The organism is Coleofasciculus sp. G3-WIS-01, from assembly GCF_040223135.1.
Lineage (GTDB): Bacteria > Cyanobacteriota > Cyanobacteriia > Cyanobacteriales > Coleofasciculaceae > Coleofasciculus.
This window is the reverse complement of the sequence record NZ_JAVJZI010000010.1, coordinates 1-12969: the sequence shown is the minus strand read 5'-3', so window position 1 is coordinate 12969 and position 12969 is coordinate 1. Positions and strand designations below refer to the sequence as shown.

General features: G+C 46.7%; 11 protein-coding genes and 3 pseudogenes. 9 read left to right on the top strand and 5 right to left on the bottom strand.

Annotated elements, in window-relative coordinates:
• The 4 genes and pseudogenes from RIM23_RS00670 to RIM23_RS00655 form a co-directional block, all read left to right on the top strand.
• Positions 1 to 184: pseudogene (locus RIM23_RS00670) on the top strand (RNA-guided endonuclease IscB); the annotation flags it as partial.
• Between the two features lie 106 nt (positions 185 to 290).
• Positions 291 to 1418 (top strand): ABC transporter substrate-binding protein, encoded by a 1128-nt coding sequence (locus RIM23_RS00665; RefSeq protein WP_446363563.1) that lies wholly within the window; start codon positions 291 to 293, stop codon positions 1416 to 1418.
• A 148-nt stretch (positions 1419 to 1566) separates the two neighbouring features.
• A complete protein-coding gene (locus tag RIM23_RS00660; protein WP_446363561.1) occupies positions 1567 to 2856 on the top strand; it encodes an MFS transporter in 1290 nt (429 codons plus the stop codon).
• Positions 2843 to 2932, top strand: a pseudogene (locus tag RIM23_RS00655) (biopolymer transporter ExbD); the annotation flags it as partial. The gene RIM23_RS00660 and the pseudogene RIM23_RS00655, both read left to right, overlap by 14 nt.
• 190 nt (positions 2933 to 3122) lie before the next feature.
• On the opposite strand, the gene RIM23_RS00650 reads toward RIM23_RS00655, so the two are convergent.
• Positions 3123 to 4379, bottom strand: coding sequence for a phospholipid carrier-dependent glycosyltransferase (locus RIM23_RS00650; RefSeq protein ID WP_446363559.1), 1257 nt, complete (start codon positions 4377 to 4379; stop codon positions 3123 to 3125).
• A gap of 235 nt (positions 4380 to 4614) precedes the next feature.
• Between RIM23_RS00650 and RIM23_RS00645 the strand changes: the two genes are divergently transcribed.
• From RIM23_RS00645 to RIM23_RS00630, 4 genes are all read left to right on the top strand, one after another.
• Positions 4615 to 5988, top strand: coding sequence for a GH1 family beta-glucosidase (locus tag RIM23_RS00645; protein ID WP_446363557.1), 1374 nt, complete (start codon positions 4615 to 4617; stop codon positions 5986 to 5988).
• 169 nt (positions 5989 to 6157) lie between these two features.
• A complete protein-coding gene (locus RIM23_RS00640; protein WP_446363555.1) occupies positions 6158 to 6730 on the top strand; it encodes a PEP-CTERM sorting domain-containing protein in 573 nt (190 codons plus the stop codon).
• Positions 6727 to 7434, top strand: coding sequence for an N-acetylmannosamine-6-phosphate 2-epimerase (locus RIM23_RS00635; protein WP_446363553.1), 708 nt, complete (start codon positions 6727 to 6729; stop codon positions 7432 to 7434). Before RIM23_RS00640 ends, RIM23_RS00635 begins: the two co-directional genes overlap by 4 nt.
• Before the next feature lie 535 nt (positions 7435 to 7969).
• On the top strand, positions 7970 to 8140 hold the full coding sequence (locus RIM23_RS00630; protein ID WP_446363551.1) for a hypothetical protein: 171 nt from the start codon (positions 7970 to 7972) through the stop codon (positions 8138 to 8140).
• Here the strand turns inward: RIM23_RS00630 and RIM23_RS00625 are convergent.
• The 3 genes from RIM23_RS00625 to petB form a co-directional block, all read right to left on the bottom strand.
• A complete protein-coding gene (locus RIM23_RS00625; protein WP_446363549.1) occupies positions 8113 to 9249 on the bottom strand; it encodes a glycosyltransferase family 4 protein in 1137 nt (378 codons plus the stop codon). The genes RIM23_RS00630 and RIM23_RS00625 overlap by 28 nt on opposite strands.
• 184 nt (positions 9250 to 9433) lie before the next feature.
• On the bottom strand, positions 9434 to 9916 hold the full coding sequence (petD, locus tag RIM23_RS00620; RefSeq protein WP_006105395.1) for a cytochrome b6-f complex subunit IV: 483 nt from the start codon (positions 9914 to 9916) through the stop codon (positions 9434 to 9436).
• Positions 9917 to 9972: 56 nt separating this feature from the next.
• Positions 9973 to 10641 carry a cytochrome b6 gene (gene petB, locus RIM23_RS00615; RefSeq protein WP_446361477.1) on the bottom strand — a complete coding sequence of 223 codons (669 nt, stop codon included), beginning with the start codon at positions 10639 to 10641 and terminating at the stop codon, positions 9973 to 9975.
• Positions 10642 to 11122: 481 nt separating this feature from the next.
• On the opposite strand from petB, the gene ctpA reads away from it, so the two are divergent.
• Positions 11123 to 12361, top strand: coding sequence for a carboxyl-terminal processing protease CtpA (ctpA, locus tag RIM23_RS00610; RefSeq protein ID WP_446363547.1), 1239 nt, complete (start codon positions 11123 to 11125; stop codon positions 12359 to 12361).
• Between the two features lie 217 nt (positions 12362 to 12578).
• Here the strand turns inward: ctpA and RIM23_RS00605 are convergent.
• Positions 12579 to 12830 (bottom strand): annotated as a pseudogene (locus RIM23_RS00605) (MBL fold metallo-hydrolase); the annotation flags it as partial.
• Positions 12831 to 12969: the final 139 nt, after the last annotated feature.

Here is a 12969-nt window from a genome sequence, read left to right as displayed (position 1 = left end):
ACTGGTGACATTGTAAAAGCAGTTGTTACCTCTGGGAAAAAGGTTGGAACTTACGCCGGGAGGGTTGCAGTTCGCTCTACTGGTAGTTTCAATATTTCAACAACAGGTGGGCTGATTCAAGGAATTAGCCACAAATACTGTAAACAAATTCATCATTCATGATGGTTACAATTATGGTTTTTGAATATTGGAGGCTTCTTAAACCGCTACCGTGCGTTCCTCCCCGGTCTGAAGCTTGCCCGATAAGCGAAGCGAAGGGACACGGGGTTTCCCGCAACGGAGGAGTTCTGATGATAAATCGGTTTTGGGTCTTGCTCCGACCTATGTTTTCCATCCCCGACGCTTGGTGTTTGAGCCGTATCCTGAAACTCTTGAGTCTCGGACTTGGTGCGGCTTTGCTGGTGGTTGCTTGTAGTACACCCAACAGCCAAATCAGCGATCGCGCTACGGCTAACCTCAATGGTACAAATTGCCGCATGGTTGAGCATGATCTGGGTGAAACTCAGGTTTGCGGTCAACCGCAACAAATAGTGGCGTTAGGTCCCCATATCTTAGACTTACTCCTCTCACTAGATATGCAGCCTGCCGGATATGCGGAAGTTTTTCCCTTCCATAGAGGCGACTCTTTCAATAATCCCAGTGAACAAATTCCCTATTTAGGAAACCGAGTCACCACCCAACCCCTGAATTTGGGGGACAGGAGCAATCCCTCAATAGAAACCCTAACTCGGCGGCAACCTGATCTGATTCTGGGTGAAGCGGGTGGACTACGACAGAACTATGACCTGTTCTCAAAAATTGCGCCCACGTTACTATGGGAACAACGAACTGCTAAAGGAAAGTGGCAGGAAAATCTTCGACAACTGGCACAAGCCCTGGGACTCGAAGAACGAGCAGAAGCCGCGATCGCGGCGTATAATCAGCAGATTGCGGCGGCTCGTGCTGAGTTTGCCCCGGTAGTGGCTAAATATCCCCAAGTCTTGGTGTTGGGAGCGAATCAACTCGTCGATATCATGGTGGTGAATGATAGCAGTTATCTAGGCGAGGTACTAGAAGGGGTGGGGTTTGAATTGGTATCTCCCCCGGCTCAAAATAAGTCTGAGCTAACCACCTCCATTTCTCTGGAAACATTACCCCAACTTGACGATGCCGACCTAATTTTCATCTTAGGCTACGACATGAGTGTGCGTAAGCAACAGCAAAAGGCGACCAATACTGTTCTGAATCGCGTAATTGACCAGCAAACAGCAACAATTCAACCGGAATGGCAAAACAATGCGATCGCCCAATCTCTAAAAGCTAGTCAGGAAAATCGCGTTTTCTTTGTCACCTACTATCTCTGGAATGGATTAAACGGACCAATTGGCGCACAACTCATCCTGGATGAACTGCGTCAGCTACTACTTTCTCCAGGCTAGATGCTGGGGTAGAGACGTGCCATGGCACGTCTGGGAGCGGGGGTAGAGACGCGCCATGGCACGTCTGGGAGCTGGGGTAGAGACGTGCCATGGCACGTCTGGGAGCGGGGGGAGCTAAGCCTCTCTACACTAATCACCAATCTCGAAAATGCATACATTTATTATCATCTGGCTGGGTCAATTTGTCTCAACTATCGGCAGCCAGATGACATTCTTTGCAATTACGATCTGGGCTTGGGAAAAAACTGGCTCAGCGACAGCCTTAGCGTTGGTGAGTTTCTTTTTCTTCGCACCCAGCATTTTAACCAGCCTCTTAGCTGGCACAATCGTTGATCGGGTTAACCGTAAAGTCTTAATGATATTTAGCGATACGGTTACCGCTTTGGCGACGTTGGCAATTCTACTGATTTACCTGAGCAACACTCTCCAAATCTGGCATCTCTATATAATAGCCGCCGTTATTAGTCCGTTTAATCAAATTCAGCAGCTATCCTATCAGGTTTCAATCACAACCCTTGTCCCCAAACACCACTACACCCGTGCTAGCAGCATGGGTTCTATTCTCAGTTATGGTTCCAGCATTATCGCCCCAGCGTTGGCAGGGAGTCTGTATCCGATAATTGGTTTAGTGGGTATTGTACTCATCGACCTAGTGACCTTTGCGATCGCGATCGCGACTTTAGCCGTTGTCCCCATTCCCCAAGCCAAAACAAGGGTCAGTCCTAATTCTGAGTCATGGCGGCAAAAACTTGCCTTTGGCTTCCACTACATCGGAACTCGCCCCAGCTTACTAGCGCTGTTAGCCGTAACCTCTTTGTTTTGGCTGTTCCATGACGTGGGAGAAGCGGTGTACAATCCGATGATTTTGGCACGCACCGATGGCAATGCTGTCATTTTAGGTCAGGTTGCCTCAGCCGCTGGCATTGGCGGTGTAACGGGAGCTGTCCTCGTCAGCTTTTGGGGAGGACTGCGCCGCCGCATTCACGGCATCTTACTGGGAATGATCGGTGCTGGAGCGAGTAAAATATTATTTGGTTTGGGTCAGATGCCGTCAATTTGGATTCCGGCACAATTTTGTTCATCCTTAAATTTTCCCTTATTAGGGAGTTCTAATCAAGCGATCTGGTTTGCCAAAGTTGAATCTGAAGTGCAGGGTCGTGTTTTTGCCGTTAGTTTTTTCCTGCGACAGATTGTTGCAGCCACTGGAGCCTTGTTTGCCGGACCCCTTGCCGATCGCGTGCTGGAACCTGCGATGAAACCCGGGGGAATACTTGCCCCTCTATTGGGTAGAATATTTGGTACTGAACCCGGTGCAGGAATAGCACTACTTTACGTCACTTGTGCGCTGTGTATGATGCTGATTGGTCTGAGTGGCTATGCTTTTGGCAGGTTAAAGTATGTAGAGGATATTTTACCGGATTGCGATGCATCTACCTGATGAGCCAGAGGTTCCAACTCAGATCAACATCGTACCCATGATTGATGTGATGTTGGCTATTTTAGCTTTTTTCATGGATTACCTGTCAATTTACCGCAAAAACAGCGATCGCAACTCAAAAAGCTTGAGCAGTCGTACAAAATTTATCCCGTCAGATTTCGTTATCGGTTCGTTGTCATGGGTCATTAGTCATTTGTAAATTCCTGAGTCAGGAGATCGGATTATCTACAATCTTAAAATTAGGTCAAATTTGTGATTTATTAGGGTTAACTTTCGGTGAAGGACTTAATCGAGGTTCTATCCATGTACAACGGCATCAATCTTTTTGGTTTGACAAACATCGACCACAAAAACAAGCTGCCGAACATGAGAAGCCCCAGATCCCCAGGCTGACGGAATCGCCAACTCCCCCAGCTAATCAGAGCAACAACCGACACAAAAACAGGCAATATCCACAAGCGAGATAAATGCCGTAAATAGCATCGGAAGCGAATCAGCGATATGGAACTTAAGCCGATCAGTATAACCGTTGGCAGGTTACCGAACAAGGTTTGCTTCGCACCTTGCCAAAATGGATAAAAGCCCCACATATAAAGCAGCTTTGCCGTTTGGAGATGAAGAGCTGAAAAGGGGTTGTTGATAACCCATGCTATTGTTCGTTGGATCAGCAACTTGTCTCGTTGAGCGTAAGGTAGCTTGAGTTCCTCTTGGTTCAGATAGCCACTTTTGGATTCGGTCAACCATTTACCTGGTCCTACCCAGGTTTCGCGTCCATCTGGTGCGATAACAACTTTGTAATCCTGTTCAACCAATACTGCATTTAAACCACCACTAATAGTTTCTCCACCATTGGAACTGATTAGAAAGGGTACACCCTCCTGCACCGAAATATAAACCGACCATGGCAAAACTACTAAACAGCATCCTATTGCAAGCAGCACTGAACGTCGAAGTGCTATATGCCAGTGATGCTCCTCTAAGAACAGGATAACTACAGCTAATGGAGTGAATAGCAGGTACATTGGACGAATATGGATACACAATCCCATTAAGACGCCAGCTAATATGCAACGCAGCCAACCACCATCAGAGTTTTGAGTTAGTATTGAACCTCTGGGAAGCAGGATTAGTAAGGTGATGAACAAAGGCAATGCTGCTGTCTCGCTATAGAGTGTGCTGCCGTAGAAAAGAAAAGGTGGCCAAAATATTACCAACACGGCAACCGTTACCGCGAGAAGATTATGTCCAGTTATCCGCCGTACCAAGATATACATCAACGGTCCCACCAAACTGAATAACGTTGTGGTCAGTAACTGGGTGGCAATTAAATTTTCTTGAGTAACTAGGCGAAATAAAGCTAGGATTAAGACAAAACCTAGGGTTCGACGTGATTGGAATTCGTATTCACCATGAAGTAACTCACCAGCTAAACGGTAGTATTCCTGCTCGTCGGCATCGAGGAATTTTGCTTCCACAACTGGATTTAAGGCTAAACTTGCTCCTAGATGCACAATGACAGCCATAGTAAGCAAAGTAAGCAAAACATGCCGTGGACGACTTAGTTGGTTGAGGATCATGCGTTTTTAATAAAGAAATCTTATTGAGTTGTGACAAGAGTAATATATAGTCGTGGAGAAATTTATGCTGTGATACAGACTACATTATTAATGCGGTCATTTCAGCCTCTCTTAGGGTTTCGATAAATTATTTGCCACTCTGATTCAGGTACAATGCTGGCAGCTAATCCAACGATGAGTTATGACCAGTTACCAATTTCCAGAGAAATTCTGGTGGGGAAGCGCCACTGCTTCCTATCAAATCGAAGGTGCCGTAAACGAAGGTGGGCGTAAACCGAGTGTCTGGGATACGTTTAGCGCTACCCCTGGACGTACCCTTAATGGTGATACGGGTGCTATTGCTTGTGACCATTATCATCGATATGAACACGATATAGACTTAATGGCACAACTGGGTATTGAGCACTATCGGTTTAGTATCGCCTGGTCACGAGTTATTCCCGATGGTCGTGGTACGGTTAATGAACAAGGGATTGATTTTTATAAGCGTTTGGTGGATTGCTTGCGGGATAAGGGGATTACGCCCCACGCTACCTTATTTCACTGGGATTCCCCCCAGGCGTTAGAAGATGCCTATGGTTCCTGGCAAAGTCGGCAAATGGCAATCGATTATGCTGACTATGTTACCGCCGTTGTCAGTCGATTAGGCGATCGCATTACTCATTGGATGACTCTTAATGAAATACCCTGCTTTACTCACTGGGGTTATGGGGTTGATTCTGATCCGCCTAATGCACCGGGAACTCGGGTGAGTTCTCTCAAACAAGTGTGGCAAACCTCGCATCATGCCCTTTTAGCCCATGGTTTAGGATGTCAAGCCATTCGCGCCGCATCACCTGTTCCCTGTTCGGTTAGTTTAGTGGATAATTTTGCGGTAACAGTACCAATTAACGAATCTCCTGATCATATAGAGGCGACAAAAAAGGCATTTCATACTGTTGGAAAAAATGGCGGGATTATTTTTCCGGCGTTGACGGGACAGTATAGTCCGGCGTTGTTGGAAAAGTTAGGAGAGAATGCACCCGATATTCAGAATGGAGACTTAGAAACTATTCATCAACCCTTAGATTTTCTGGGATTTAACATCTACTCCGGTGATTATGTTCGCGCTGTTGATAATACGTTAGGATACGAAGTTATCGATTTTCCCGAACGTTATCCGAAACTGAATATGCCCTGGCTCAATATTTCACCGGATTGTATTTATTGGGGCATTCGCCATATTAGTGAAACTGTGGGGCGTCCAGATTTACCCATTGTAATTACCGAAAACGGTTGTGCTGTTGCTGATGAATTAAATAGTCAGGGGGAAGTGATCGATATTGATCGCATTCTTTACCTGCGCCAACATCTGCGATCGGCTCATCGGGCTATTTCTGAAGGGTATCCCCTAAAGGGATATTTTCTCTGGAGTTTGATGGATAACTTTGAATGGTCTTATGGCTATGACCGTCGATTTGGATTGATTTATATCGATTATCCCACTCAAAACCGAATTCCTAAAGCTAGCTTTGATTGGTATCGCGAATGTATTAGAACGAATCGAGTCGTGTAGCACTTCTAGTCTCCATTAGATATTTTATCGCCCATTGAGTGTCTTGAAAGCCTCTGTGATTCCAAGTCCAGTTGTGAATCTCTCTCTTAATAGGTGAGTGGAGATTTTATTTAAGTTGTGTTGTTTCTTATTCCAGACTATAATATCCGCAATAACCCTAAAGATTATCATGAAAAATATAGCTATACTAGCCACCATAACCCTCGCTGCCACATCTGGCACAGTTATCGGGACTATGCAATCTGCCTTGGCTTTAACGTGGAACTGGAATTATTCGGGTAATGGTATAACAGCAAGCGGTACTTTCATCACGAATAAAACCCCGGACGAGTTAGGTTTTTACCAAATTTATGAAATTACGGGTACGCGAAATGGAGAAACAATTACGGGTTTGCAACCTGATGGAACCGCAATACCAGGAAACGAACCCTTCCACGTTGACAATTTAATTCGTTTAAATACTCCTCAGTTAACAGGTGATGGTTTTGGGTATGTTACATCAGAGGGAAACTATGTTAGTCCATTTTTTGCTAGTTTTTTACCTACACCCAGTTATTTAGAAGTTTTTTCGGCACCACCACTCACACCAGGGTTTGAAAATTTAGGGGCGGAAGATAGTGAGTTACCTATTAGTTTTTCTGCCACCCCAATTGCTGTCCCCGAACCCACCTCCATTCTTGGCTTACTCGCTCTCGGTACTCTCGGTGTTAGTTCTCTATTAAATAAGACAAAAGCGGGATGACAGCCAATTCTCAGAACTTAATTTCAGTGTTACGTCACGGTTTGATCGTCTCTTGTCAAGCCCCCGTTGACTCGCCTCTCCATGATCCATTGGTAATTGCGGCTATGGCACAAGCCTCTGTGAATCAGGGCGCTGTTGGGGTGCGAATTGATACCCCTGCCCATATTCAAGCGGTGCGGAAACAATGTCCGAAAACGCCGATTATTGGGTTGTGGAAACAGCAGATACCCGGATCTGAGGTTTACATTACGCCTCAATTTAATCATGCCCATGCGATCGCGTCAGCTGGGGCTGATATTATTGCTCTTGATGCGACGTTACGACAACGCCCTGGTGGGGAAACCCTCTCTGAATTAATTCCCCGAATTCACGAGGAACTAGGGAAACCAGTTATGGCGGATATCGATACGATTGAAAGCGCAACCGCCGCCGTGAAAGCTGGGGCTGATTTTGTGGGAACAACTCTTTATGGTTACACTGCCTCCACCCAACACCTTCAGCCACCAGGATTTGAACTCTTATCCCAAATCGTCGAACAGTTAGGAGTGCCAACCATCTGTGAAGGGGGGATTGCCTCGCCCCAGATGGCACAACAAGCCCTCCAGCTAGGCGCTGATGCTGTGGTGGTGGGAACAGCGATTACGGGAATTGATTGGCAGGTTAAAGCTTATCAAAAGGCGATGAGGGATGGTTATGAATTATGAATAATGAATTTAAATTTCCTATTTTATCGGATTTACGGTAAAATAATAGGTTTTTTTCGGGTATTCCTATTGCCCATGCGATCGCAAAAGTGAAAAAATGTAAACAGAGCGGTAGTCCGTGACTAGGGGTATTTAGGGTTCAGGTGCGGAACATTCCCAGGTTCAGCGAAGGGTGGTGGCGATTGGCAGATAGACTTGCGATCGCTCAACCAGGTACTGACCAAGATTGTAAAGAATTGCAACTAACGCGCATAACCTCTAGCCAACTGGACGTATGAAATAGTGGAGGTGATGGTTATGCTGGCATTGTTGATTTTAATTGCCTACCTGACAGGTTCTGCAATTTTTCTGGATGTTTTGTTTAAAGAAGAATTAGAACAGTTGTGAACTACATACACTATACCCAGAGGGTATAGTGTAGGCTTCGCGTCTCATTCGCCGATGCATCAATACCCGAAAGTATCATACTATAAGACGGCGGCGGGGTAGTTTGTCTTTCATTCAAGAAACGGGCTTCCCTGCTCCCAGACGCGCCATGGCGCGTCTCTACATTGCTCCCAGACGCGCCATGGCGCGTCTCTACATTGCTCCCAGACGCGCCATGGCGCTTAAGTTGACACCAATGGGCACAGAAGAGCCCCTACAGGTAGCGCCTGTGCCGTCAAGAAAGCGTAAGTCCTATAAGAGTTGTTTAAACTGTTCCTGAAAAGCATTTCGGCTAAATTTAGCCAGACATTGTTCTCGCAACCACTCCCCGTCGCAGCGCTGATCATCTCCTTTAAGGATTTCAATACATGCAGTAGCTACCGCTTCGGGATCACGGTGGGGTACTCGCCAGCCTAAACGTCCATCCTGTAAGGGATCAGCAGATCCATCGGCATCCCCAGCTAATACAGGTTTACCACATGCCATGGCTTCTAGATAGACGATACCAAAGCCTTCTTGAGAGGGCATGATATAAGCATCAGCTATGCGGTAATGTTCAACTAAGTCACTGGTGGGAACGAACCCGGCAAAAACGACGCGATCGCAAACACCGAGATCTTGAGTCAGTTGTGCTAATCTAGGCTGATCATCACCGCGCCCAATGACTAAATATTTCACCTCTGGGAAAACCGCCGTGATTTTGGGGAGGGCGCGAATCGTTACATCCACTCCCTTATAAATATCCCCTGACCATAGACGTGCTACAGTCATTAATACTTTAGCCCCTGCCAAATCATATCGCTTAATTAACTCTGGAGACTTGTCACCAGGGGTAAAGACATCACCATCCACCATACAAGGTAAAATCTTTACCTGATGGGGATCTAAGTCATTCGCCGCACAAGCGCGATCGCGACTGTAGCGACTAATTGTCCAGATTTGAGCCGCACCAGCTAACGCCTGACGTTGGGAAATGGGTAATTGCTGCCAAACTTCCTTCCCATAAGTCAAAACGGTATAAGGAATACCCAATGGCTGACAAAGAAACTGAATCAGAGGGGCTAAGTTAATATGACCGCAGAATACATGCTTTGGACGTTTTTGCCACAAACAAAGCCCCAGCGCTGCGGCTAGCCTGAGACGCCCTAACATCGGCGGTTTGGTCTTCAGGTAATGGAATTTTAGACAGGGAAGATCAAAAGGGTTGTCACATCCTGGGCTATCCCGGAGTAAAAATACCTCAGCGCCTATCTCGGTTTCAGTGTGAGCCTGAATTGATATATAAGCTTGTAATATATTTTTGACGTAGGATTGAATCCCACCTTCAATCGCAAAAATCTCTAGAAAAACAAATAAATGATGAGTTGGGGTATTATTTAGACTCGTCAATTTTTTCTTTTCCCCCGACTTACTAACGCCGTATGTTTAAATTATTCCTAACCCCAATACTACTCGAATAAGTTCTATTTGCCTGTTCGCTGTTCCCTGGACATAATATAACACCTGTCATTGCCTTAGCTTGAAAGATAAACTAAGACAGCGACAGGTGTTGAGTTCAAAGAACTTGAACCGTTTAGAACAGACCCAAAGTAAACGACTTATCAATGGGGAACGTTGCGCCAATACCCATCCACAGAGTAACCAGGGTACCAATCATAAAGACAGTGGTTGCCACTGGACGGCGGAAGGGGTTTTGAAATTTGTTGACGTTTTCGATAAAGGGAACCAGGATTAGACCGAGTGGAATAGCTCCCGTCAACGCAATCCCTAAGAGTTTATTGGGAACAACGCGCAGAATTTGGAATGAGGGATAGAGATACCATTCCGGTAGGATTTCTAGGGGAGTAGCAAACGGATCAGAGGGTTCGCCAACCATAGCTGGATCGAGGACAGCTAGAGCAACGCATAGAGCGATTGTCCCCATAATCACTATCGGGAAGGTGTAGAGCAGGTCATTAGGCCAAGCGGGTTCACCGTAGTAGTTGTGACCCATGCCTTGGGCGAGTTTTTCGCGTAATTTGGGATCGCTGAGATCCGGCTTTTTCAGAATTGACATGATTTTAAATGTCCTTAATCAACAAAGAGTAGCACGTCTTTGCCAGGAATCGCAGTTTAGAGGGGACCGGAGATACCCTGCTTGCGAATCATGATAAAGTGCAGCAGCATGAAGACGGCAATTAGCCAAGGAAGAACGAAGGTGTGCAGGCTATAGAAGCGAGTCAAGGTAGCTTGACCCACACTTTGACTGCCACGAATGAGTTCAACGATTAAGGAACCAACTACAGGAATCGCGTCAGGAACACCGGAGACGATTTTGACCGCCCAGTAACCCACTTGATCCCAAGGTAGGGAGTACCCTGTCACGCCAAAGGAGACGGTAATGACTGCCAAAATTACGCCTGTTACCCAGGTTAATTCCCGTGGCTTTTTGAATCCGCCCGTCAGATAAACCCGGAAAACGTGCAAAATCATCATTAGCACCATCATACTGGCAGACCAGCGATGGACGGAACGGATCAGCCAACCGAAGTTGACATCAGTCATGATGTACTGTACAGACGCAAATGCCTCAGTGACCGTCGGTCTGTAGTAGAAGGTCATGGCGAATCCAGTAGCGAACTGGATAATAAAGCAAACCAGAGTAATGCCACCGAGACAGTAGAAGATATTAACGTGGGGAGGAACGTACTTTGATGTTACGTCTTCAGCTAATGCCTGAATTTCTAGACGCTCCTGAAACCAGTTAAAAGCTTTTGATTCAGTTACCTGTTTAGAAAACATGAAGCCAGAATTTTTAGAAGGATATTGCTGTTTGAGTGTGAGCCAATCCTGGATAGGGTTTAAACTACCAGGAAATGAGATAGCTCTGGGGCTAGTGTGTTGAATACCGCTTGGGCGGAATCTCTGTATCGGGAACACTGACCCGATTTGAAATTGCTCTATGAGAAATGTAACATAACTTGACAAGAGTAGCTTGAGCCAGACGTCAATCCGTTGAGGATTCGTCATTCGTCCTTTGTCAATTTGTTGAAAACTGCTTACACTCTGTCGGGGCGGGTTTAGGGATATCAGGGTGAAAACCTTGCCGTTAGCGGTAAAACCCACCCCGACATCTCCCCAGACGCGCCATGGCGCGTCTCTACATTGCACCCCATCTGCGCCAAGAGCGGAAAACTGTACCGTTGGTACACTTAATTTTCCCAGACTTTGCCACACTAGATAAATGAGAGCATCAAAGCCTACCGTTAATTTTTGTTGAGTTATGCCAAAACGATCATTCTGGGTTGGACTCATAATCCTTTGCCAAATTGTCCTGTTATGGGTAGGGTGGACTCCCTCAGCCTCAGCATCGACTCAAGATCAACAGCTATTTTCCGAAGCGTGGCGGATTGTCTCGCAAGCGTATGTGGATGACTCCTTTAACCAGCAAAACTGGTGGCTAGTGCGCCAGAATACGCTTAAGAAAGGTTTAGATAACCGCGACGCCACCTACAAGGCGATTCAGAGCATGTTAGCCACCCTGGAAGACCCCTACACGCGCCTGCTTAAACCGAGTCAATATCGCAGTCTCAAGGTGAATACATCGGGTGAACTTTCCGGTGTGGGGTTACAAATTGCCCTAGATGATGAAACCGGTCAATTAGCCGTCGTCGCGCCCATCGCTGGCTCACCGGCTGATCAAGCCGGAATTCAACCGCGCGATCGCATCGTGGCAATTGATGGCGAAAACACAGACACCTTAACCCTTGACGAAGCCGCCGCCCGGATGCGCGGACCTGTGGGCACAAGTGTAACCCTCTCAATTCAGAGTAAGGACGAGCAACCTAGGGTGATTGAACTCGTGCGCGATCGCATTGCCCTCAATCCAGTTTATGCCGCACTCGATGCTGAATCCAACAACGTCCCCATTGGCTACATTCGCTTAACCCAATTCAGTGCCAATGCGCCCACGGAAGTCGCCAACGCCATTAACCAACTCGAACAAGAGGGAGCAAATGCTTACATTCTCGATCTGCGGAATAATCCAGGAGGTTTACTACAGGCGGGTTTAGAAATTGCTCGTCTCTGGATTGATCGAGGCACTATTGTCTATACTGTTAATCGCAATGGCATGATGGGCAGTTTTGATGCGTTTGGACAGGCACTCACACAAGCCCCCTTAGTTGTATTAGTCAACCAGGGAAGTGCCAGCGCCAGTGAAATTTTAGCCGGCGCACTTCAAGATAATGGCAGAGCGAAACTTGTCGGGGAAAGAACCTTTGGTAAAGGTTTAATTCAGTCCTTATTTGACTTATCCGACGGATCAGGTTTAGCCGTAACCGTTGCTAAGTATGAGACTCCCAATCATCGAGATATCAACAAATTAGGGATTACGCCCGATTGGGAAGTTTCTCTCGATTCAATTCCTGTAACTCGTGCTGGTACAGCCTCAGATCGACAATATCAGGCAGCAGTAGAGTTGTTAACGGGTAATTCTGTCTTAGCCGCTAAAGCCGCATAAGTCAGAGATGAGGGAGATGGGGGAGGTGTAGGGGCGGGTTTTACTCATAACGTTTTGGCACAAACCGATAACTGAACTAAACCCGCCCGTCTCAGGATTCAGGGGAAGCAAAAATTAAATTAGAGCTGATCTGAACCGTCAAAACTTAGTCGGGGCGGGTTTAGTTACATCTGTTGTGAGGGAAGAAACGATAGTAGTAAAACCCGCCCCTACACAATCAAACTCGGTCAATTTGAGACAGCCGTTTATAAGCCTGATCGATCGCGCCTTTCCCCCTCAGCGCCCCGGTGTTTGCCCCCGGGCAAATATAACTCAAGGTGTTTGGTGTAAAGCGATCGAGGAGAAACTGGAGGCTGTGAAGTTGCCTTTGCCAGTGAAATGTTTTTGACACTCGCAACGGTACAGGTTCTCCCTCTGGGTTCGGTAGCAAATGGCGTCCAGAAAATAAAACGCCCCCTTCCTGGTTGTATTGACATCCTCCCCCGGCTAAAGAGCGCGGGGGATTCCTCACCACGCCACCTTTAGCCGGGGTGGTCGCTGATTGGGGTTGACGCTTCGCTGAAGGTTGCCTCCAAATGAGGTCTTACACCCTCTCCACGTCCGTTTAT